Origin of the sequence: Flavobacterium sp. 123, from assembly GCF_003634825.1 — a bacterium.
Classification (GTDB): domain Bacteria; phylum Bacteroidota; class Bacteroidia; order Flavobacteriales; family Flavobacteriaceae; genus Flavobacterium.
The window spans coordinates 2,581,935-2,607,119 of the sequence record NZ_RBXD01000001.1 but is presented as its reverse complement, the minus strand read 5'-3'; the positions used below and the strand labels follow the sequence as shown (position 1 = coordinate 2,607,119).

General features: G+C 33.1%; 16 protein-coding genes. 9 read left to right on the top strand and 7 right to left on the bottom strand.

The features are described from left to right. Positions 1 to 74 precede the first annotated feature (74 nt). The 4 genes from C8C88_RS11455 to C8C88_RS11440 form a co-directional block, all read right to left on the bottom strand. Positions 75 to 5,198 (bottom strand): MBG domain-containing protein, encoded by a 5,124-nt coding sequence (locus tag C8C88_RS11455; RefSeq protein ID WP_121338252.1) that lies wholly within the window; start codon positions 5,196 to 5,198, stop codon positions 75 to 77. A gap of 372 nt (positions 5,199 to 5,570) precedes the next feature. Next, positions 5,571 to 7,580 (bottom strand): protein-disulfide reductase DsbD, encoded by a 2,010-nt coding sequence (locus C8C88_RS11450; RefSeq protein WP_121338251.1) that lies wholly within the window; start codon positions 7,578 to 7,580, stop codon positions 5,571 to 5,573. Next, complete coding sequence (gene tilS / locus C8C88_RS11445) at positions 7,580 to 8,890, bottom strand: tRNA lysidine(34) synthetase TilS (protein WP_121338250.1); 1,311 nt, start codon at positions 8,888 to 8,890, stop codon at positions 7,580 to 7,582. The genes C8C88_RS11450 and tilS overlap by 1 nt, the downstream gene beginning before the upstream one ends. 111 nt (positions 8,891 to 9,001) lie before the next feature. After that, entirely contained in the window at positions 9,002 to 10,288 is a 1,287-nt protein-coding gene (locus tag C8C88_RS11440; RefSeq protein WP_121338249.1) for an anthranilate synthase component I family protein, read from the bottom strand. A gap of 390 nt (positions 10,289 to 10,678) precedes the next feature. Here C8C88_RS11440 and C8C88_RS11435 point away from each other — a divergent pair, with 390 nt between their 5' ends. Next, entirely contained in the window at positions 10,679 to 11,056 is a 378-nt protein-coding gene (locus tag C8C88_RS11435; RefSeq protein WP_121338248.1) for a DoxX family membrane protein, read from the top strand. Between the two features lie 64 nt (positions 11,057 to 11,120). On the opposite strand, the gene lpdA is transcribed toward C8C88_RS11435, so the two are convergent. From lpdA to C8C88_RS11420, 3 genes are all read right to left on the bottom strand, one after another. Then, positions 11,121 to 12,524: a dihydrolipoyl dehydrogenase gene (gene lpdA, locus C8C88_RS11430; RefSeq protein WP_121338247.1), complete on the bottom strand. Its 1,404-nt coding sequence runs from the start codon at positions 12,522 to 12,524 to the stop codon at positions 11,121 to 11,123. 208 nt (positions 12,525 to 12,732) lie between these two features. Then, the gene (locus C8C88_RS11425; RefSeq protein ID WP_121338246.1) at positions 12,733 to 14,658 is read right to left on the bottom strand and encodes an amino acid permease; all 1,926 of its coding nucleotides are present in this window, start codon (positions 14,656 to 14,658) and stop codon (positions 12,733 to 12,735) included. Positions 14,659 to 14,905: 247 nt separating this feature from the next. Further along, the gene (locus tag C8C88_RS11420; RefSeq protein ID WP_121338655.1) at positions 14,906 to 17,818 is read right to left on the bottom strand and encodes an FAD-binding and (Fe-S)-binding domain-containing protein; all 2,913 of its coding nucleotides are present in this window, start codon (positions 17,816 to 17,818) and stop codon (positions 14,906 to 14,908) included. 269 nt (positions 17,819 to 18,087) lie between these two features. Here C8C88_RS11420 and C8C88_RS11415 point away from each other — a divergent pair, with 269 nt between their 5' ends. The 8 genes from C8C88_RS11415 (at position 18,088) to C8C88_RS11380 (ending at position 25,166) form a co-directional block, all read left to right on the top strand. Beyond that, a complete protein-coding gene (locus C8C88_RS11415) occupies positions 18,088 to 19,617 on the top strand; it encodes a glycoside hydrolase family 10 protein (protein WP_121338245.1) in 1,530 nt (509 codons plus the stop codon). 24 nt (positions 19,618 to 19,641) lie between these two features. Further along, positions 19,642 to 20,913, top strand: a complete 1,272-nt coding sequence (locus C8C88_RS11410) for an MFS transporter (protein ID WP_121338244.1) — start codon at positions 19,642 to 19,644, stop codon at positions 20,911 to 20,913. Positions 20,914 to 20,938: 25 nt separating this feature from the next. After that, positions 20,939 to 22,552, top strand: a complete 1,614-nt coding sequence (locus tag C8C88_RS11405) for a glycoside hydrolase family 3 protein (protein ID WP_121338654.1) — start codon at positions 20,939 to 20,941, stop codon at positions 22,550 to 22,552. A 146-nt stretch (positions 22,553 to 22,698) separates the two neighbouring features. Beyond that, positions 22,699 to 23,337 carry a peroxiredoxin gene (locus tag C8C88_RS11400; protein WP_121338243.1) on the top strand — a complete coding sequence of 213 codons (639 nt, stop codon included), beginning with the start codon at positions 22,699 to 22,701 and terminating at the stop codon, positions 23,335 to 23,337. 85 nt (positions 23,338 to 23,422) lie between these two features. Further along, complete coding sequence (locus C8C88_RS11395; protein WP_121338242.1) at positions 23,423 to 23,731, top strand: co-chaperone YbbN; 309 nt, start codon at positions 23,423 to 23,425, stop codon at positions 23,729 to 23,731. 112 nt (positions 23,732 to 23,843) lie between these two features. Next, on the top strand, positions 23,844 to 24,101 hold the full coding sequence (locus C8C88_RS11390) for a hypothetical protein (RefSeq protein WP_121338241.1): 258 nt from the start codon (positions 23,844 to 23,846) through the stop codon (positions 24,099 to 24,101). Positions 24,102 to 24,280: 179 nt separating this feature from the next. Next, a complete protein-coding gene (tpx, locus tag C8C88_RS11385) occupies positions 24,281 to 24,778 on the top strand; it encodes a thiol peroxidase (RefSeq protein WP_121338240.1) in 498 nt (165 codons plus the stop codon). A 13-nt stretch (positions 24,779 to 24,791) separates the two neighbouring features. Next, positions 24,792 to 25,166: a diacylglycerol kinase family protein gene (locus tag C8C88_RS11380; RefSeq protein ID WP_121338239.1), complete on the top strand. Its 375-nt coding sequence runs from the start codon at positions 24,792 to 24,794 to the stop codon at positions 25,164 to 25,166. Positions 25,167 to 25,185: the final 19 nt, after the last annotated feature.

Genomic DNA, 25,185 nt, shown 5'->3' with positions numbered 1-25,185 from the left:
ATTACATAAAAAAACTCCATTTCAATTAAATTTGAAATGGAGTTTTTTTTTATGTATAACTTATAAAATAAGATTTATTGCTTGATCAATTTAATCGTTTTTTGATTCTCCCCCTGACGAACAGTTACAATATAAGTTCCTGCTGGTAACTCTTCACCAAAATTGATAGGTTGCACATCATTATTTTCAATATGTTTCACCATTCTACCCAATAAATCATAAATAACCGCTTCTGTTTTTTCAGAGTTTCCGCCTTCCATCTCTAATGTAAATTGATATTGGGCTGGATTAGGGTAAATTTTCACATCGAAAGAGGTCGGTTCAGTAAGCCTTAAAACATCTTTTTTGGTAGAAGTCGCTAAAATAGTTCGGCCAGCTAGAGGAGCATTTACTGTTTGTGTCAATGAATTCGCACTGCTAGAATACTTACTATCTCCTCCGTAATACGCATAAATCTCATGTTCCCCTAATATAAGAGATGACGTACTATAAGTTGCAATTCCTTTATTTAAAGATACTTTTGCTAAAGTTGTATTAGTACTATAATCAATGAATGTAATTGTCCCTGAAGGAATACTCGTTCCTGAACCAGTTACTACAGACGTAAACGTAACTGATTGCCCAAGAGTTGAGAACACCGATGATGAATTAAGAGATGCATTTGTCAGTGCTGTTCCACTTACAAAAGAACCACTACTACGAACTTTTAAATTACCCTTAGCGATATTTTGATCTATCGTTTTTAAACCATTCCAATTGCTTGCGAACCACAAGCCCCCAGATTTGTTCCAAACAGTAATAGAAATCCTATCCATCGGGTCAGATTTTGCTCCAGGTTCTCCGTTATCAACCATTGTAACTTGCAATGTTGCATTTCCTTCAACTGATATTGGAGCCAATGGGTTTGTTATATCCTGAATGTTAGCTTTACCATTAAAAGTTGCTGTTGGTGGATTCGAATTAGAAGCTGGTTGAACTGATAAAGAAGTCATAGAATTACCTTTTATTTGGTAAATATGTACTAATCCATCTGATTCCGTTCTTCGTACAATCGTATTAATATTACCCTGCAAGTTGGTTTTACTTTTGTTGAATTTTACGTTAAAACCAAAGTTGTTTTTTGCACCAACATCTCCCGCTTTAATACCTGATGAACTTGTAAGTTGCAAATACCCTCCACCCGTAATAAAATCATCAAGTGGTTTAGAAACAGTAACTACTGATCGAACATCACCACAAGTACCTGAATAATAACCTTCCACAATAACGCGAACATTATAACTTAAGGAATTACTGTTTCCAATATCAACCAACCAATTATAAACGACTGTTCCAACTGTATTATCTCCTGATGTAACTATTCCAGGAGTAAATGGCCCAAGAATTTTTTGTAATTCATCAATCATAAAGTAAACTTTCGCATTTGTTATATTTCCAGCGCTTGAATCAGTCAACTCCTTAATCGTAGCTGCTAAGGTAATTGTAGCATTCGAACTAGTAGCATTTGCTGTTGAAGCAAATAGAGCTCCCGTATAATAAGCACAGGCATCTTCTTCAACAACAGTAAGATTCCCCGAAAAATAAACAAATGAATAGTTGTCACCTACTCCACCAGATGCAATAATTGGATATGTCCCAACTGGACTAGAAGCATTCGCTAAAGTACTTGCTGTAGGTACTGTCGTTAAATCGTCTTCATTATCATCATTCACAAAACCTACAATTGTTACCGTTAATTCAGGATTTGCATCACTATATTGACGAGTTTGATCATCTGCCGTTACAGTTAAAACTGCTTTGGTTACTGTTAATATTCCATTAGGATTGCTTACTTCATAATTCGCTAATCTACCATTTGGATCAACCAAGGTTCCAACAATTGAATAGGTTGAACCTGCCACCGTTGCTGTTGCTACACCTCCTGTGCTGGCACGAGTAACTGTTATATCATCGTCTGCTACAACACCAGTGATACTTCCGCTATAATCTGCATCAGTTAATGTTTCGCCATATACTTTGGAACGATTTGTATTGACAACAGTAATTGAAGCTTTGGTTACTGTTAATTCTCCATTAGGATTAGTTACATCATAATTTGCTAATCTGCCATTTGGATCCACCAAAGTTCCTATAATTGAATAGGTTGAACCTGCAACCGTTGCTGTTGCTACGCCGCCTGTGCTGGCTCTCGTTACTGTTATAGCATCGCCTGCTACAACACCAGTGATACTTCCGCTATAATCTGCATCAGTTAGTGTTTCGCCATATACTTTGGAACGATTTGTATTGACAACAGTAATTGAAGCTTTGGTTACTGTTAATTCTCCATTAGGATTAGTTACTTCATAATTTGCTAATCTGCCATTTGGATCAACCAAAGTTCCTACAATTGAATAGGTTGAACCTGCAACCGTTGCCGTTGCTACACTGCCTGTACTGGCTCTCGTTACTGTTATAGCATCGCCTGCTACAACACCCGTGATACTTCCACTATAATCTGCATCAGTTAGTGTTTCGCCATATACTTTGGAACGATTTGTATTGACAACAGTAATTGAAGCTTTGGTTACTGTTAATTCTCCATTAGGATTAGTTACATCATAATTTGCTAATCTGCCATTTGGGTCCACCAAAGTTCCAACAATTGGATAGGTTGAACCCACCACCGTTGCTGTTGCTACACCTCCTGTGCTGGCTCTCGTTACTGTTATAGCATCGCCTGCTACAACACCCGTGATACTTCCGCTATAATCTGCATCAGTTAATGTTTCGCCATATACTTTGGAACGGTTTGTATTAGCCACTGTGATTGAAGCTTTGGTTACTGTTAATATTCCATTAGGATTAGTTACATCATAATTTGCTAATCTGCCATTTGGGTCCACCAAAGTTCCTACAATTGGATAGGTTGAACCTGCAACCGTTGCTGTTGCTACATCTCCTGTGCTGGCACGAGTAACTGTTATATCATCATCTGCTAAAACACCCGTGATACTTCCACTATAATCTGCATCAGTTAATGTTTCGCCATATACTTTGGAACGATTTGTATTGACAACAGTAATTGAAGCTTTGGTTACTGTTAATTCTCCATTAGGATTGCTTACTTCATAATTCGCTAATCTACCATTTGGATCAACCAAAGTTCCAACAATTGAATAGGTTGAACCTGCCACCGTTGCTGTTGCTACACCTCCTGTGCTGGCACGAGTAACTGTTATATCATCGTCTGCTACAACACCAGTGATACTTCCGCTATAATCTGCATCAGTTAATGTTTCGCCATATACTTTGGAACGATTTGTATTGACAACAGTAATTGAAGCTTTGGTTACTGTTAATATTCCATTAGGATTAGTTACATCATAATTTGCTAATCTGCCATTTGGGTCCACCAAAGTTCCTACAATTGGATAGGTTGAACCTGCAACCGTTGCTGTTGCTACATCTCCTGTGCTGGCACGAGTAACTGTTATATCATCATCTGCTAAAACACCCGTGATACTTCCACTATAATCTGCATCAGTTAATGTTTCGCCATATACTTTGGAACGATTTGTATTGACAACAGTAATTGAAGCTTTGGTTACTGTTAATTCTCCATTAGGATTAGTTACATCATAATTCGCTAATCTGCCATTTGGATCAACCAAAGTTCCAACAATTGAATAGGTTGAACCTGCAACCGTTGCTGTTGCTACACCTCCTGTACTGGCTCTCGTTACTGTTATAGCATCGCCTGCTACAACACCCGTGATACTTCCACTATAATCTGCATCAGTTAGTGTTTCGCCATATACTTTGGAACGATTTGTATTGACAACAGTAATTGAAGCTTTGGTTACTGTTAATATTCCATTAGGATTAGTTACATTATAATTTGCTAATCTGCCATTTGGATCAACCAAAGTTCCTACAATTGAATAGGTTGAACCTGCAACCGTAGCTGTTGCTATACCTCCTATGCTGGCACGAGTAACTATTATATCATCATCTGCTACAACACCCGTGATACTTCCGCTATAATCTGCATCAGTTAATGTTTCGCCATATACTTTGGAACGATTTGTATTGACAACAGTAATTGAAGCTTTGGTTACTGTTAATATTCCATTAGCAGTAGATGTACTACTACCATCACTTAATGAAACTGTAAAATTATAAGATCCTGCATTTAGACTTGCTGGAACAGTAAGGTTTAAAGTTACTCCAGGAAATGGCGCTGATCCATTGGCTGTAAATGTTGCTGATGGAGAAAAACTAGATGCAACAACAGAAGGCAAACCCGATACGCTATAAGTTCCATTAACATTTCCATTGCTTCCTCTAAGTGATGTGATACTAAATGAAGGTGTACTCGCAGTTCCATAAACTGAAACTCCAGATTGAGATCCTACAGTAACAATTCCAATAGATCCAATTGTGTTACCTACTACAACTTCAAATAGCCATTCTTTATTATTGGTTGGAGTACCGGTGCTCGAAGTAGCTATTGCTTTAAATTTATAAATCCCATTTGGCACACTAGCACCTACAATAACCGTAACAGGAAATATTTGGGTAACATCAGGTCCATTAGAACCGCCTGTTACAAATGAATTTAATATACTTGTTAAATTAATTAGTCCTGCTCCCACACCTATTCCTATTGTAGTCCCAGATTGAGTAGTAAAACTTAAACTTGCATTAAAAGTTCCATTATTTTTTGGAGCATTCACGTCAACACTTAATGTAGAGCTATCTGTAGCTCCAGGTATAATTGATACAGAATTAGATTTACCATTAGTTGTAGAATAAACAAAATTTCCTGAATCCGTAAATATCCAACTCGCCTCTGAACCCATATTTCCATGAGCTGTCAGTAATAAAGTTGCTCCATATGCATCGCCTTCCACTATAGAAGGTACGTACCATGAAGTAGTAAAATTACCCGTACTATCTGCAGTTACATACCATGGCTCGTGATACGTAGGGTCAATCCCTAATGGATCACCATCAGCGTGTTCAACATGTAATTCTACTATTTCACCTGCCTGAAATCCAGAACCAGTAATAATAGCGGTGGAACCAGGTGCGTAATCACCTTTATCTGTAATCACACTAGTTTGTCCAAAAACAACACTAGCAAAAAATAAATTAGCAATACAAAAAAATGTTGCTAAAAATCCTGATTTGGCTGTGGGTAAAGCTCTTTTCATAGGATAAAAATTAAGATTAGGAATCAATTACAATTACTTATAATTTAAAATTAAAGCGCTAGTATTTTTCGCTTTATTTTTAAAAAAAATATTTTTTTATTTACTTTTTAAAACAAACGAAAAATCACACAATGACTTATTTTATAAATGATTATAAGCCAAATTAAATAATTAAAAATACATTAACAGACTTTTTAATACATTCTCGTTAAAAGGAATAAAATAAACTTTTAACTGCATTTATTTTAAATTATAAGTAATTATAAAAAACCAAAATTCAAAAAATTTAACGTATTGCTATTTTTAAAACAATAAAAAAACCTGCTCAACAAATTGAGCAGGTTTAAATCCTAAAATTAATTTGACTAAAAGTTATTTTCTAAACTTCGAAATGCCATTTTTTAACCAAGATTCATATTCATCAACACCTACATAGCTTATTGTTGGTTTTTCTGTATTCAAACTATTTTCTTCTAAATCAGTTAAAACATACAAAGGTTGCGTGTTTGTTTTGTACTTTGAAATCATAAAATCGGTCCACTTATCCCCCACTGTTACGATTTCTGAACCTGTAGTTTTAGAAATAAATTGTTCGTTTTTTGGCAAATCAATGTCTTCATCTACATATAAAGAAATTAGCACCACTTCGTTTTTTAATATATTTAAAATCCTTTGGTCTGACCAAACATTGTTTTCCATTTTTCTGCAATTTACACAAGCATGCCCCGTAAAATCTAGCATTATTGGCTTGTTTACACTTTTGGCGTAAGCCAAACCTTGCTCATAATCATTAAAAACTACTAATCGATGAGGACCACTTTTTGCACCAGCAGGTAAATTAATTGCTGTGTTAGAATCCCCACCAGCTCCTCCAAAACCTAGAGGACTTTCGCTATATTCTATCGGAGGCGGAAAAGCATTAATTAATTTTAACGGAGCTCCCCAAAGTCCTGGTATTAAATAAACAGTAAACATTAAAACCAGCAATCCCATTAATAATCTCCCAACAGAAATATGTTGCAAAGGGCTATCGTGTGGCAATGTGATTTTTCCAAACAAATACAATGCTAAGGCTCCAAAAATCGCAATCCAAATAGCTAAAAATACTTCTCTTTCCAGTAAATGCAATTGCAAAACTAAATCTGCATTTGATAAAAATTTAAACGCTAAAGCTAATTCTAGAAAACCTAAAACTACTTTTACCGTATTCAACCAGCCACCTGATTTTGGTAACGAATGCAACCATCCTGGGAACATTGCAAACAACATAAATGGTAAGGCTAATGCCAATGAAAATCCTAACATCCCAATTATAGGTGCAATTCCGCCTTTTGATGCTGCTTCTACTAAAAGCGTTCCTACAATTGGCCCAGTACAAGAAAACGAGACAATAGCTAGAGCCAATGCCATAAATAAAATTCCGATTATTCCTCCTCGATCTGCTTGATTATCTACTTTATTAGCCCATGAATTTGGTAACATAATTTCGAAAGCTCCTAAAAAAGAAGTTGCAAAAACAACTAATAAAATAAAGAATATAATATTGAAATAAACATTAGTTGACAAGGCATTTAGCGCATCTGCACCAAAAATCCAAGTTACTAAAACTCCCAATAAAACATATATTACAATAATTGAAACACCATAAATTATAGCATTTCTAACTCCTGCCACTTTTGTTTTGCTTTGTTTTGTAAAAAAACTTACGGTCATCGGAATCATCGGAAAAACACAAGGGGTAAGCAAAGCTGCAAATCCTGATAAAAATGCGATAAAAAAGATTGACCACAACCCTCTCTGAGATTGCGGTTTACGTTTTTCAACCGTTGAACTTACTGTATTCTGAGTTTTTATTTCTGTTACCAAAGGTTTTGCAACTGTTGTATCAATTTTAGAAGAATCAACTTCTAATGGTGCAACCTCCGCTACTTTTTCTGTTGGAATTACGAATGTGAATTTTTTATCGAGATTAATACAAGCTTCTTTACAAACCTGATAATTCAAGTCTACTTCTACTTTTGAAACTTTTGGATTTACAATTTTAATCTCTTGTTGAATCTGGGCTTTCTTTTCAAAAAAAGTTTCATTTACTTCAAAAACATCATTATATGCAGTTGTTGTCCTACTTTCTTTGGCTTTGCCAACCAAATCAAAATTCCCTTTTTGATTTTTAAAAATTACTTCTAATGGTAGTGGCCCACCATCTGGAGTAAATTGAGAATACATGTGCCAGCCAGATTCTATAACTCCATTAAAAATAAGTACATAATTGCGATCTGATTTTTTTTCAATCTTAGTCGTCCATTTTACAGGATCTAAAATTTGAGAATTTCCTTTGGCGAAAGCCAAAAAAACAACCAATAAAAAAATAATTTTTCTCATTATTCTATTTGTATTTTAAGCATGTTTTTTGTTGTTGTATCTATTTTAAAACGCTCATCCTGTCTGATTCCCACAACCCAAACAATTTGGTTATCAGAACATATAATCCAAGCATTCTCCTTGTCAATTAAGGATAACTTTTCATCTTTAAAAAGTTTGCTGATTTTTTTTGATTTCCCTTGCATTCCAAAAGGCTGAAAAACATCGCCTTCCATCCAATGGCGCAAAACCAATGGGAACTTCAATTTATCTTCGTCAACAAATATAGCGGTATTTGAATCTATACTGATATCCGTAACTTTAGAAAAAGAGAGATTTAAGGGAACATTAATTTTATCTTGATTTTGATTTATATAATATTCTTCGTTTTCTGAAACCAAATTAAAGGGACTTAAAATCATAAAACTTCTATCTTTCAAGAGTCTAAATTCAGCCGAAAAAACTTGTTTACCAGATTGCCCTTCAACTAAATCATAAATATCATCCCAAGCGGTAAAACCAAACTCTTTCAACCATTGATACAAATACGATTTGTAATTAGGCAATTGAAGCAGTTTTTTTAAATCAAAATAAATGTCCTCTTCCTCTTGTTTTGCCACTTGCTGGTACACCATTATTGATGCATCTTCGACCATAGCCTGTGCTTCTTGCAAATAGTTTTGTGTTTTACGAAAAGAGGAAATGAACTCAAAATTCAATTCTTTTAAAATTGGGACCAAATGATGCCGAATTTTATTCCTCACATATTTATCTGAAGCATTACTACTATCTTCCCTCCATTCAATAGTATTTTCCTTTGCATAATTCTCTATTTCTTGTCTTGAAAAAGGCAATAAAGGACGAATAATTTTATCATTTTGCGCAGGAATCCCTGTCAAACCATCTAATCCAGTGCCTCTAGAAAGATTTATCAAAAAAGTCTCCAAGTCGTCATCAGCATGATGAGCTGTCAAAATATAATCAAATTTATGTTCGTCTAATTGTTCATAAAACCAACTATAACGTAACTCACGGGCTGCAACCTGAGTAGAAAGTTTGTAATCTTTGGCAAAAGCCGAAGTGTCAAATTGAGTTAATAAAAAAGGAATCTGATTTGTATTTGTATATTCTGCAACAAAATTTTGATCATCAAAACTTTCTAAACCTCGCAATTGAAAATTGCAATGTAAAACAGCTATTTCATAATCCAATTGCTGAAAAAGATGCAGTAAAACCATACTATCTAAACCTCCACTAACTGCTAGGAATAGTTTTTTTTGTTCCAAAAAGGAAAAATTACGAACAATATGATTTTTAAGTTTTTCTAGCATGTACCAAAAATAAAGATTAAAAATGTAATATTACATTTAGAAGGTATTAGTTAAACAATACTTTAACAAAAAATAATTGAAATGATACTGATTCAAAAAAGGTGTCTAAAATTATTCTAAAACTTCAAGCATGGCCTTTGCTTTTAATAAACATTCCTCATATTCGTTTTCAGGTATTGACAATGAAGTAATTGCACTTCCTACAGAAAATGAAAGATACTGGTTCTCCTGATTGTATAAAATACTTCGGATAACCACATTAAAATCAAAATCAGCTTCGGGAGTAAAATAACCAATCGCACCGCTATATAAGCCGCGTTTTGTTTCCTCTAAATCATCTATAATTTTCATTACAGAAATCTTTGGAGCACCAGTCATGCTTCCCATAGGAAAAGTTAATTTTAAAGCATCAACTAAGGAATATTTTGGATCTAATTTTGATGATATCGTTGAAATCATTTGGTGTACTTGCAAAAAAGAATAAATTCCGCACAACTCATCCACATGAACAGAACCTTTCTGTGCAGTACGCGATAAATCATTCCTAACTAGGTCCGTAATCATAATGTTTTCAGCACGTTCTTTCGGATCTGAAGCTAATTGCTGTTTTGACTTTTCGTCTTCAACAGCATCCACAAAACGTTTAGCGGTACCTTTTATAGGTTGTGAAATCAAGGTTTCGCCTTCTTTTCTTAAATAACGTTCAGGAGTTGCTGAAAGCAGAAAGTGCTTGTTGTTTTTAAAAAAAACCGCAAAAGGAGGTTGTGAAATTTCATTCAGTTTTTGAAATTTCTCTAATGGATTAATCACTGCATTTTCGGCAAAAAATTCCATGCAAAAATTAGCTTCATAAATATCACCACGATGAATATAGTCTAACATATTATTCACTTTTGAAAGATATTCTTCTTTCGAAATTCGTTGCTGAATTTTCACACTATGATGGTCGGCAGATTTTGGTTTTTGGCTTTGAATGATTTCATTATAATCCTCCTCAGATTCCTCCTCACACATATTGAGATATTGAATTTCAAGTTGATTCCCTTTTAATAAAAATATTTTTTTGGGTTGGAAGAAAAACAAATCAGGAAAATGCAATCCATCAAAATTACGAGACTGCAACTGTTCACTGTCATTTTTTAAATCATAGGCTAAATACCCAAAGAGCCAATCTTTAGTTACTTGTTGGTATTGTTTTAAATCTTCAAAAGCATTGTGGTAATCCGTTTTTATAGAAGTAAAAGCATCAACCGCCAGTAAACAATCATAACTAGAATGTTCTTGGGGATATTCATTACTATCCATAAAAACGACTTCTCTAAATTGTTGTGCCCACTGCAAAAGCTGTTGCTTAAAGAGGATTGGATTTGATATTTGTTTAAAAATGGAAACTCTCAAAGACTATTTTTTTTAGATTTCAAAATTACAATAAAAAAAATCCTTCAAAGAAAGAGTATCAAAAAAAGCAAGTGTATTCTAAAATAAATGATTATTTAAAAAAAACAAAATTGTAGGTAATTTCATAATTTCAAGCTATGAATTTAATTATTATATAAAATATTTACAAAAATAAAATCAAAACTGTTAAAAAACTATCTATTTCGTTTTAAAAAATTAATTATCTTTATATCATAAAAACAAATCATATTAAAATTGGGCTAAAAAAATAAGCCTCTAAAACAATTGAAATACTGATTTTATAGGCATTAATGATCCATAATTTGATGATGAAAGTGATGTGCCAGATTATAATATTTTAGTTATTTAACCAATAAAAAACTATATATCATGAAAATCGCTATCATTATTATTCGGACATTGATTGGTCTGCTTTTTATTTTTACTTCTGTCAGCTATTTTTTTAACTTAATGCCAGAACCAGTAACTACAGGAAACTTTAAAGCTTTCCAAATTGGAATTGTAGCTTCTACGTATTTAATTCCATTAGCAAAATCTGTGGAATTACTTTGTGGATTATCGTTCCTTTCCGGACGTTATGTAACCTTAGCAAATATTGCTATTTTTCCAGTGACAATAAACATCTTATTGATTAACTTTTTTCTAACCCCTGAAAACTTACCTCTCGCATTGTTTGTGTTTTTAGGAAACATATTTTTAATTTTCACACATTGGGATAATTACAAAAGCTTATTTGTTGCTAAATAAAAAATACATTATAAATAAAAAACCCGCTTAATAGCGGGTTTTTTGTTTATACATAGTTTACTAATTAAACATGCAAAGCTCTATTATCTGTAGCTGCCAAAGCGGCTTCTTTTATTGCTTCAGCAAATGTTGGATGCGCATGTGACATTCTTGAAATATCCTCAGCTGATGCTTTGAATTCCATAGCGGTTACAGCTTCTGCAATTAAATCTGCAGTTCTAGCTCCAATCATATGAATTCCTAAAACTTCATCCGTTTTTGCATCCGCTAGAATTTTCACAAATCCATCTAAATCTCCACTAGCACGCGCACGACCTAAAGCTTTGAAAGGAAAACTTCCTACTTTATATTCAGCTCCCGAAGCTTTCAATTGCTCTTCTGTTTGTCCTACTGCAGCCACTTCTGGCCAAGTATAAACAACACCTGGAATTAAATTATAATCGATATGTGGTTTTTGTCCTGCAATAATTTCAGCAACCATTGTTCCTTCTTCTTCCGCTTTGTGAGCTAACATTGCGCCACGAACTACATCACCAATGGCATAAATATTTGGAACGTTAGTTTGCAAATGATCGTTTACTTCTACTTGTCCTCTATCTGAAATTTTCACACCTGCTTTATCTGCATTCAATCCATCCGTGTAAGGACGACGACCTACAGAAACTAATGAATAATCTCCTTCTAAAGTAATTGTTTCTCCTTTTGCATTTTCAGCTTGAACAACAACCGCATCTCCATTTCTTTCTACTGATTTCACTTTGTGTGAAACATAGAATTTCATACCCTGTTTTTTCAATACTTTGGTCAACTCTTTAGAAAGCGCACCATCCATTCCTGGAATAATTCTGTCCATAAATTCTACTACAGAAACTTGTGCTCCTAATCGTAAATATACTTGACCTAATTCAATTCCAATTACACCACCACCAATAATAACAAGGTGTTTTGGAACTTCTTTAAGAGCCAAAGCTTCTGTTGAAGTGATGATTCTTTCTTTATCAATTTTGATAAAAGGCAAAGAAGATGGTTTTGAACCTGTTGCAATAATAATAGTTGCCGCTTCAATAGTTTCAGAACTTCCATCTGCTTTAGCGATAGCTACGTGTGTTGCATCTACAAATGAACCTAAACCATTAAATACAGTTACTTTATTTTTATCCATTAAGTAATTGATTCCTCCTGAAGTTTGATCTACAACCGCTTGTTTACGAGCAATCATTTTTTCTAAATTCACTTTTACTTCACCAGAAAGTTCAATTCCGTGGTCTGCAAAATGTGCTATTTCAGCATAATGGTGTGAAGATGATAATAATGCTTTTGAAGGAATACAACCTACGTTAAGGCAAGTTCCGCCAAGAGTAGAATATTTTTCAATAATTGCTGTTTTAAAACCCAGTTGTGCACAACGAATGGCTGATACATATCCGCCTGGACCGGAACCTATAATGACTACGTCAAATGAACTCATAGTGTATGTTTTTTATTTTAGTGTTGCAAAATTAAGGAATTAAGTTTTGTTTAAAGTTCAAAGTTTAAGGTTTTTTGTTACGAAAATGATGTTGTTTTCCTAATTTCAGCAAATATTATCGAATATCTTTCCTTATTCCTCTTTCTTCTCGCATAAAAAAAGCCGATTCTAATTTCAGAATCGGCTTTTTGAATTTTAAAATATATAATTATTCTAATCTTAGTTTACTGTTTTTTCGACTAAAGCTAAAATATATAACCAATCCTATCAGTAGCCAAACACCAAAGTAGATCCAATTCCAAACACTTAATTCAGCCATCATATACAAACAGCAAATTAAACCTAAAAGCGGAATTAAAGATAAATTTTCTTTGAAAGACCAAACCATTAATCCAACCAAAACGAATAAGAAAATCCACATTGGTATTTTATGTTTGAACAAGTCAAAACCTTTTTCATATTTTATAGTATCTGAAATAGGCATTCCTGCAATTACCGAAGCATATTTCACATCATCTTGTTGGTACTGATTCAATAAAACTTCTAAATCAGGAGTGTAAACTGTAGCATTTTTAGCATCTACAGTTACTAAATAATCATACACTTTTTTAGTTTCTTCCTTATTTAAAGAAGTAATAATAGTGGACGAATTATTAATTTGAGTTTCATTAGTAATGAAATCCATAGTTGCTTTTTTATTGTATCCAAAAGCAAATACCAATCCTATTAAAACCAAAATAGGCATAATGTATTTAGAATTTACATAAGGAGTCTTGAATTTTCCACGAGGAATATCAGTTCTATTTTGCAAAGCCAATACTCCTGCACAAACTAATACAAAGGCAAACAAAGTTCCAATACTACATAAATCCGTAACCATTGTTAAATTCAAAAACAAAGCAGGAACTGCCACAACAAAACCAGTTACAATAGTTGCATATGAAGGAGTTTTGAATTTTGGATGCACTTTAGAAAAACGTTTTGGTAATAATCCATCACGACTCATACTCATCCAAATACGAGGCTGACCCATTTGAAAAACTAACAACACACTCGCCATAGCCACGACTGCACTTACCGCAATAATTCCTGACATCCATTTTAAATTCAATTTATCAAAAACAAAAGCTAATGGATCTCCAACATTCAATTCATTATAACTAACCATTCCCGTAAGGACTAATGCAATAGCAATATATAAAAGCGTACATATAATAATAGCCCACATCATTCCTTTTGGCAAATCTCGTTGTGGATCTTTACATTCTTCAGCGGTTGTTGAAATCGCATCAAAACCAATATAAGCAAAGAATACAGCTGAAACTCCTTTCAAAACTCCAGATACTCCATTTGGCGCAAAAGGATGCCAATTAGCTGTATCAACATATCCAATACCAACAGCAATAACCAAAAGAACAATACATAATTTAACGATAACCATCATATTACTGGCATTACGAGATTCTTTCATTCCTCTGTAAACCAATGCTGTAATCAAAATAATTATTAATAATGCAGGTAGATCAGCAACAAAGTGGAAAGAGCCAAGTACTGGTGAACTAGTCCATGCTACATATGCATTTTGTAAAGCTGGACTCAAATTTTCATATAATTTCCCTCCTTGCATTAAGGCGGTAGCATCTTTAAATCCGTTTGAAGCAGTTAAATAATCCATTTGTACCCATTGAGGCAAACTAATACCTCCACTTTCAAGTAATCCTGTAAAATAATCACTCCACGAAATTGCTACAGTTATATTACCAACCGCATATTCCATAATAAGTGCCCATCCTATTATCCAGGCAATAATTTCACCAAAAGCTACATAGGAATAGGTATAAGCGCTTCCTGAAACAGGCACCATTGAAGCAAATTCAGCATACGCAAAAGCAGCAAAACTACAAGCAATAGCAGTAAACAAAAATAGAAAAATAACAGCTGGTCCTCCGTCCGCACTAGCTTTACCGATAGTACTAAAAATACCTGCACCAACAATTGCTGCAATACCAAAAGCGGTCAAATCACGAGCAGTCAAATGCTTCCCTAAAGCTTCATGTCCATCCGTATTGTTTTTTTCGACTTGTTTTAAGATGTCTTGTACGGTCTTTTTCCTGAATAAACTTTTGAATGCCATATTGTAAATTTTATCGTTAAAAATTAATATTCTGCAAATTTTACTGTTTATCTACTAAACAATGTAAATTTATTAAAAACCAAATATATAAAAGAAATTTACTTTACCGTAATCCGATGAGCATTTTTTTTATTACCATGTAAAAAAGTCAAAAATATAATTTTAAACCAAATAAAAAATAAATTGCTGCTAAAATTATTCAACAATAAGAAATAGTTAAAATCAATTGGTTTCTTTTTTTTAAAACTTACTTCAGACAACTTTTCAAGATTGTAACTGGATGAAGTGCTTCTCTATTTGTTCCATCATAAATCTGATGACGACAACTTGTTCCTGCAGCAGCAATTGCAACCGTTTGTTCAGTAGCTCTAATCTTAGGAAACAAAGTATCTTCCCCCATTTGCATACTAATATCATAATGCTCTTTTTCATAACCAAAAGAACCAGCCATTCCACAACATCCTGAATTATAAATGGTTACTGAATTGTTTTTAGGTAGATTTAGCATCGAAAATGTAGCTTCAACAGAACTCAGTGATTTTTGATGACAATGTCCGTGAATTTTAATTTCTTTTTTTACATCCGAAAATTGGTCTGAAGTAATTCTTCCTAAAGTGATTTCTTTTTTGAAAAACTCCTCGATTGTAAATACATTTTTAGATATACTTTGCGCGCTTTCTTTATCATCTGCTAGTCGAAGGTACTCATCTCTAAAAGTCAATATTGCTGATGGCTCAATTCCAACTAAAGGACAATCATCCGTAATAATAGAAGAAAAAATGTCAACATTTATAGTTGCAATAGCCTTTGCTTGTTCTAAAAACCCTTTAGATATAAATGATCTTCCACTTTCTTCATGATCGATAATCAGAACTTCATATCCTAATTTTGTTAGCAATTCGAAAGCATCAATTCCAACTGAAACATCGTAAAAGTTAGTAAATTCATCGCAAAACAAATATATTTTTCCATTCGGAAAAGAACCGTTTTGGATTGAATTGACATTTTTCTCATGCCACTTTCTAAATGTTTTTGGAGCCAAAAGCGGAACTTGTCGCTTAGAAGCAATTCCCATTTTATTTTTTACAAAAGGCAGATTAACCATATAATTAGTAAGCTTTGGCGTGATGCTTCCTAGATTATTTAATTTGGCATTGAATGCAAATATTTTATTACGCAACGAAAATCCATTCGCTTTTTGATATTGATATAAGAATTCTGCTTTCAAAGACGCAACATCTACATTACTAGGACATTCGCTAGCACAAGCTTTGCAACTCACACACAATTCAAAAACTTTATACAATTCCTCATAATCAAATTTATTCTCTTTATCAGAATTGGTCAGGTATTCTCTCAAAGCATTAGCACGAGCACGGGTGGTATCTTTTTCGTTTCTTGTAGCTCTATAACTTGGACATAAAGTACCGCCAGCCGAAGGCATTTTTCTACAATCTCCCGAACCATTACATTTTTCAGCTGCACGCAAAATCCCCATACTATCTGAGAAATCCTGAATGGTTTGAATCTCTGGTTCAACCCTACCCGCTACCATTCTAAGATTTTCATCCATTTTAGGAGTATCGATAATTTTACCTTTATTCAAAATGGCATTAGGATCGAAAGCGTTTTTTATTCGTTTCAATAAATTATAATTGGTTTCCCCGATCATAAAAGGAAGAAATTCACCACGAACAATTCCATCACCATGCTCACCACTTAAGGAACCACGGTATTTTTTAACTAAAACCGCTACTTCGGTGGCAATGATTCTGAAAAGTTTTAAATCTTCTTTTTTCTTTAAATTCAAAACAGGCCTTAAATGGATTTCCCCAGCACCTGCATGCGCATAATAGATTGCTTCCTGATTGTATTTGCTCATCATTGCTGCAAATTCTTCGATATAATTAGGCAAATCATGCAATTCAACCGCTGTATCTTCAATAGAATCTGCGGCTTTATCATCGCCTACAATGCTTCCTAAAAGTCCTAAACCTGCTTTACGCAAATCATTTATTTTATCAATATCGGAACCGTAAATTTTAGGCAAGGCATAACCAAAATTATTTTTCTCAAGATCTGCAATCAAATCATCTGCTTGTCGCTCTGCATCTTCCTTAGAATGAGAGGCAACTTCCAGCATAATAACAGCTTTTGGATCACCTTGTATAAAAAACCTGTTTTTTGCTTGTTCCCTATTTGTTTTGGTACAATTTAAAATAGTATCATCCATCATCTCACAAGTGTACAAATGATGTTTCATTGCGGTAACTACCGCTTCTAAACTTTCTTTTATAGTATGAAAATGAGCTACTACCATAACATTATTGGCAGGAGGCAAATCATCTACTTTTAGTGTAATTTCTGTTGTAAATGCTAATGTCCCTTCACTTCCGCAAAGTAGTTTACCAAGATTAATCGTTTTTTCAGTACCCGAAAACAATTCAGACTTCAATAATAAATCAATCGCATATCCTGTATTTCGCCTGTGAATTTCAGGCTTAGGAAACTCTTTTATAATTTCATTTTGATTTTCAACAACCGAAAGTTCATCATAAATAGTTTTGTAAATTTTACTTTCAAGAGAATCTCCTTTAGTTTTTTCTAAAAATTCTGCTGTGGAAAGTTCCTTAAAAACAACTGGAGATCCATCACTCAAAATCGCTTTAATTTCGACAATTTTATCTCTCGTAACTCCATACCGAATCGAAGTTGTTCCAGATGAATTATTACCGACCATCCCTCCTATCATACATCGATTAGTAGTTGATGTATTAGGTCCAAAAAACAAACCATGTGGCTTCAAAAATAAATTTAATTCATCCCGAATAACACCCGGTTGTACGGTTACTGTTTTTTTATCAGCATCAAAAGAAACTATTTTTGTAAAATGTTTAGAAACATCTACAATAATCCCACTACCAACCGTTTGCCCAGCTAAGGAAGTTCCTGCGGTTCTTGGCGTTATGGAGATTTTATTTGTATTGGCAAACTCAATAAGTTTACAGATATCATCAACCGTTTTTGGTAATGCTACAGCTTGTGGTTTTATTTTATAGACAGAAGCGTCAGTTGAATATATGGTTTTATGAAGTTCATCATATAAAAGTGTTCCCTCCAAAGATTGGGATAATTGCTTTAATTGCAAAGGATTTAACATAGTCAGTTGGAAATTATGCATGTTTTTAAAAGCTGTGTAAACAGCATCATCCGACAAATATAAAAATTATAGCGCTTTAAAATTTAATATAATCAAATAAGAAATTAAGGAAGCTATTCCGATTGTTTCCTCATTTGTTTCTATAAATATCTTTTAAAATTCATAATACAAAAATAATAGCGCAGAACAAAAGCCTAATTTTATCAAAATTTTAGCTGAATAACTTCTCTAAAAAACCTATTTTTGATGCGTTATAAATTATACCATTAATGATTCAGAATAAATCTTTTGTACTACTTATTTTGGCATGCTTTCTTTCTTTTTTGGATGGAACTGCACAAAAGAAAATACTATACCCTAAAAACGAATTTAGAGCTGTTTGGATAGCAACAGTAGTTAATATTGATTGGCCAAAAAACGGCGTTGACTCTGTTGACAAACAAAAAGCTGACTTTATTGAAATTTTAGATACCTATAAAAAATTAAACTATAACGCAATTATTGTTCAAATAAGGAGTGTTGGAGATGCATTTTATCCTTCTCAATTAGCACCTTGGTCTCGATTTTTGACGGGGAAAGAAGGTCAGGCACCAAAACCATATTATGACACCCTTGAGTGGATGATTGCCGAAACACATGCTAGAGGTTTCGAATTTCATGCTTGGTTAAATCCGTATCGTGCTACATTCGATTTAAAAACAGAAAATTTAAGTCCGAATCATGATTTTTATAAACATCCGGATTGGATGATTAAATATGGTGGGAAATATTACTACAATCCAGCATTGCCTGAAGTACAAGCACATTTAATAAAAGTTGTAGAAGAAGTAGTTAAAAACTATGATATTGATGCCATCCATTTTGATGACTATTTTTACCCTTACACTATAAATGGTGAGAAATTTAACGACACCGCTTCGTATGAAAAATATGGAAATGGTCTTAGCTTAGCGGATTGGAGACGTTCGAATGTGAGCAATTTTGTGAAAAATATTTCTTCAACTATCAAACAAAACAAACCATGGGTGCAATTTGGAATTAGCCCTTTTGGAGTTTGGCGCAATAAATCTATGGATCCAAAAGGTTCTGATACTGATTCTGGACAAACTAATTATGACGACTTGTTCGCAGATCCTTTGGCATGGATGGAAAACAATTGGATTGATTATATTTTACCACAATTATATTGGAGTTTAGATCATCCTAAAGCTTCTTATTCAAAACTCTTAAAATGGTGGTCTGAAAATTCTAAAAACACTGCTATTTATATTGGCAACAGTACTTATAAAATTCGATCTGATGGGGATAAACGATGGAACCTTCCGAATGAAATTCCTAACCAAATTGATTTCACCAGAACATTTACTAATGTGCAAGGAAATGCCTATTTCAGTGCTAAATGGTTTATCAATCAGAATCAGGATGTGGCCCAAATGTTAATGGAAAATCAATACAAATATCCTGCACTTCCATTGGCTGTGCCTAATTTAAAAAAGATTGTAATTGATGTCCCTGAAATTAACTCTGTTAAAAATCTAAGCGACTCATTTCTTCTAAATATCAAATATCCGCTGAATAGTAAAGTGCGATATGTAGTGGTTTATTGTGCAAAAAACAAAGCTCAAATTGATGTTAATGATCCAAGCCAAATTATTGATAAAATTGCCTTTAAGGAAAAAAGTGATGCTATTACAATTACATTACCAAAAGAGAAATTAGATACTAACACCACCTGCGAAATTACTTTTATTGATTTTTATGGTAATGAAAGTGTGGGTTCAATTATCGATTTGCAATAAGGAATCAAAAAACAAAATTAAAATATGAAAATAGACAATAAACCTTGGTTTTGGATTCCTGTATTAAACTTCGCTTCTGGCTTACCTTATGCAATTATTATTTCGGTTTCGGTAATTATGTATAAAAGTTTAGGTATCAATAATGAAGACATTGGAATTTACACCAGTTTATTGTATCTCCCTTGGGTAATAAAACCATTATGGAGTCCATTTATTGACCTGTATAGCACCAAACGAAAGTGGTTTTTGAGCATGCAATTACTCATATCAATTGCTTTTTTGTTAGTAGGTTTAAGCATTCCTGTAAGCCAATTTTTTGTTGTCAGTTTAGCCATTTTTTGGGTAGCTGCATTTGCTTCTGCTTCAAATGATGTGGCTAGTGATGGTTTTTATTTATTGGCTTTGCCCAAAGAACAACAGTCCTTTTTTTTAGGAATCCGAAGTACTTTTTACCGCCTTTCTATGTTAACTGGAAACGGTTTAATTGTAATTATTGCTGGTTATCTCGAACAAGAATTTGGCGACAAGCATAAAGCATGGTCTTACACTATGATTTTTGTAGCCATCCTAATGGCTGTGATTACGCTTTACAATTATTTTTCTACTCCTAACACAGAGCATTCAGAGACTGTTAATAATACGGAAACTAGAGAAAGTAAAAGTTTCAATACTGTTTTCATCAGTTTTTTTCAAAAGAAACAAATTGGTTTGGTTATGATTTTCATTCTCGTTTTCAGACTTGGAGAATCGCAATTATTAAAAATGCTTACTCCCTTCTTAATAGACGAAAAAGCCGTTGGCGGAATGGGATTAACAACCCAAGATGTTGGCATTATTTACGGTACTTTTGGAGTTTTATCGCTAGTCATTGGTGGAATTTTAGGAGGAATTGCCATATCTAAAAACGGATTAGGAAAATGGATGCTCCCAATGATATTGATGATGCATTTACCTATTATTGGTTTTATTTTGCTGTCTCATTTTCATCCTGAATCTATTTTTTACATTTATATAACTATAATAGTTGAGCAATTTGGATATGGTTTTGGTTTTGCTGCTTTTATGATGTTTCTGATTTACGTTGCTGAAGGCGAATCTAAAACATCTCATTATGCAATAGCAACCGGTTTTATGGCTTTAGGAATGATGCTTCCTGGCATGTTAAGTGGATATATTCAAGAATATCTAGGATATGCTAATTTCTTTATTTGGGTGTTTTGCGCAACTATTCCTGGATTAATTCTATCTCGCTTTTTGATATTCCCATCTGATTTTGGCAAAAAAGCAAAAATATAATTTTACAAATAATGGCTATTCAATAATGACATTAGAGCAAAAAATAGGACAATTTTTTTTTCCTGCCGTATTTATAAACGATACCGAAGAAAACATTCAAGAAACAGAACGACTTATCAAAGAATATAATATAGGTGGTCTTACTTTTTTTCATAGTCGAGCAAGTGCTGCTACCAATTATGAAACAAAGAAAAAAGTAGTTCTAAATGACGATAGTTATCATAAACTAAAAGAGCTGATTGTTCGCTATCAAAAATGTGCACCTACACCCCTATTAATAAGTATTGATGCAGAATGGGGATTAGCGATGAGAGTTGAAAAAACACCTCAATATCCTTACGCAATAACCCTTGGCGCCTTAGCCGAAAGTGAAAGCCATTTGGTTTACGAAGTTGGAAAACAAATTGGTTTAGACCTGAAATCTGCTGGAATTCATTATAATTTAGCGCCATTAGCTGACATCAACAACAATCCAAATAATCCAGTAATTGGGTATCGTTCCTTTGGTCAAAACAAAGAAAAAGTAGCCGTTTTTGCCTTGGAGTATTTAAAAGGAATGTCTGATGTTGGGATTTTAGGATGTCTGAAACACTTTCCTGGACACGGAAATACAAATGTAGATTCGCATTTAGGATTACCCGTTTTAGAAGAAAATTTAGACCAATTATTAGATAATGAATTGTATCCTTTTATCAAAGGAATTGAAAACAATGTCGATTCTATTATGATTGGTCACTTAGCCGTTCCCGCTTTGAATGAAGGAAAAAATATTTCTGCTACACTATCAAAACCAATAATTGAAACACTTTTGCGAGAACAATTAGGGTACGATGGTTTAGTAATTTCAGATGCTTTGAATATGCACAGTGTCTCAAAATTGTATACTAAAAAAGGGCAATTAGAATGGGAAGCTTTCAATGCTGGAAATGATGTATTGTGTTTTGCTGAAAATGTAGCAGAAGGAATTCAGGAAATATATAATAATGCTACACCTGAACGAATCGAAGCTAGTTTCAATCGTTTATGGAAATGCAAACAAAAGGCTGGAATCATTAAAAGTGAAAATACATTCTCAGAAACTTCCAAAGATGATTTTGATTTTGAATACACAAATATCTTAAATAAGAAAATTGCAGAACATTGCATCACCAAAATAAAAGACAGCAATACTACAGAAATGATATTTGATGCTAAAAAGAGAAATTCATTAGCTAAAATAAGCATTTATAAAACAGTCGATAATGCGTTTTTTAAAAGCCTATCGACTCCCCTATCTTCCGCTGAATTTGAAATCAATTTGGGAGATGACACTGATTCCATCAGAGAATTAGAAACAGCTTTACATTCATTTGACACTATAATTATTTCGTTATTTGTACCAAAAGCAAAGCCACTAAACAATTTTGATATTGAAGAACCTGTTTTACATTTTTTAGAAGAATTATTCAGCTCGAAAAAGTGTATTCTGTATGTTTTTGGGAATCCTTATGCACTTCAGGTGATACCAAATTTAAAAAACGCCTCTGGAATTATTGAAATGTATCAAGATTTTATAGAATTTCAAGAAACTGCTGCAAAACAATTGCTAAATAACACTATTTGCAAAGGAAGTTTACCTGTTGTAATTAATTATCTATAATGTTGATTATAAGCTAATATAAATTAACCATAGTTAAATGCTATTTTAAAATAAATATTTATAATCAAAACTTATATATTCAAACTTGTAGTTTGATTTATATTTGCATCAATAAAATAAGAACATTAACATAAAATAAAAATAATATGTCATTAGTAGGAAAAAAATTCCCAAGTATTGCAGTTGACGCCATCTCTGAAATGGGCGATAATTTGAAAATCAACATTTTTGAAGAAGCTACAAAAAACAACAAAAAAGTATTATTATTTTGGTACCCAAAAGATTTTACTTTCGTATGTCCAACAGAACTACATGCTTTTCAAGCTGCGTTACCAGAATTTGAAAAAAGAAACACAATTGTAATTGGAGCTTCATGTGATACTAACGAAGTGCACTTTGCTTGGTTAAATACAGCAAAAAACAGCGGTGGAATTGAAGGAGTAACTTACCCAATCCTTGCAGATACTAACAGAAATTTATCTAACATTCTTGGAATTTTAGATATTGAATCAACTAGCTACAGCGAAGATACTGATTCAGTAATTGTTGAAGGTTCAAATGTAACTTACAGAGCAACTTACTTAGTTGACGAAACTGGAAAAATTTTCCACGAAAGTGTAAATGACATGCCATTAGGTAGAAATGTAAACGAATATATCCGTTTGATTGATGCGTATACTCACGTACAAGAAAAAGGTGAAGTTTGTCCTGCAAACTGGGAAAAAGGAAAAGACGCAATGAGCGCAGACAGAAACAGTACAGCAGCTTATTTAGGATCACACTAATAACAAAAGCATTTTTAAATCAATGGCAATTTTCAATATTTAAATTGCCATTGTATTTAGAAATACACTAAAAAAAATAAAAATCATGTTAATAGAATTAAACGAAGATACCTTAGCAGACTTAATCGAAAAAAACGATAAAGTTGTAGTTCAATTTTCAGCTTCTTGGTGTGGTAATTGCCGTATCATGAAACCTAAATTCAAAAAATTAGCATCAGAAAATGAAGCTTTGGCTTTTGTTCTTGTAGATGCAGAAAATTCTCCAGAATCAAGAAAACTAGCTAACGTTAGCAACTTACCAACTTTTGCAACTTTCGTAAATGGTAAATTGGTAAACGAAACACAAACTAACAAACAAGAAGTACTAATTGAATTAGTAAACGAGATAGTTTAATGATTTCTTAGTTTAAAGTTTTGAGTTGCCTGACTTCATAAATAAAAGTACTAAGCAACAGTCTTTAAAAATCTTAAACTTAAAAAACCTTAAACTTAAAACTTAAAAAAAGATGAAATTACCTGTAATCAAGCATTTAACACAGTTTATAGAAGAAAACGATCAAGATTATATCATTGAAACTATTGAAGTTCTTGAGGCTATGACAGAAATTGCCTCGTTGAAAGACGAAGAATTAGATGTTATAGGGGAATTGATTTCAAATATGTATGGCGCATTAGAAGTGAACAAATTGATAAAAGATGGTGCTGATAAAAAAGAAGCGTTAAACACTTTTATGAAACGAGTACTTGGTTCTATCGATAAATAAATCAGAATCAAACCTTAATAAATCTTGATAAGATAAAAAATCTTGCTTTTACAAAACGTGCTCCGCTATGAGTGCGTTTTTTTTTATTCAATATTTTTTTTAGTTCCCGTTCTTTATCCATTTTTAACAAAATCTTAAATAATTTTCATACTTTTGAACCTCAATAAAAAACATACAATATGGCTGCCATAACATTAGGAGGAAATCCTATCAACACATCAGGTGAATTACCAAAAATTGGAACACCTCTTGCTGATTTTAAATTAGTAAAAAACGATCTTTCAATAGCTACACTTGCTGATTTTGCTGGAAAAAGATTAGTCTTAAATATTTTTCCAAGTATTGATACTGGAACTTGTGCTACTTCTGTTAGAAAATTTAACGAAAGCGCTAGTTCATTAAACAACACAACTGTATTATGTATTTCTAGAGATTTACCTTTTGCACAAAAACGTTTCTGTGGTGCTGAAGGATTAGAAAATGTAATTAATTTATCTGATTTTCAAACTGGAAGTTTTGGAACTTCAAACGGACTTAATATCGTTGATGGACCATTAGCACATTTACACTCAAGAGCTGTTATTGTTACAGATGAAAACGGAAAAATTCTTCATACAGAACAAGTTTCAGAAATTGCAAACGAACCTAATTACGAAGCTGCTTTAGCAGTACTTTAATTAAAGTAAATCAATGGAATTTCAAAAAGACAATTCGTTTTTTACGGGTAGACTTAAAAGTGTAACATTTGCTTTCAAAGGTGCTGTAAAATTAATTACAACAGAGCACAGTGTGATGGTTCAATTCTCAATAGGTTTACTACTGACTTTTGCTGGATTTTATTTTGGTATTTCCAAAACGGATTGGCTTTTTCAAATCTTTGCAATTGGTTTAGTAATGAGTATTGAAGGATTGAATACTGCAGTAGAAAAAATAGCAGATTTTATACATCCGGATTATCATCAACGAATTGGTTTCATCAAAGATATTGCTGCTGGAGCTGTTTTTTTCGCAGCTGTAACAGCAATTATAATTGGCTTAATTATTTATCTTCCAATACTTTTATAAGTACAATTCAAAATCAGGA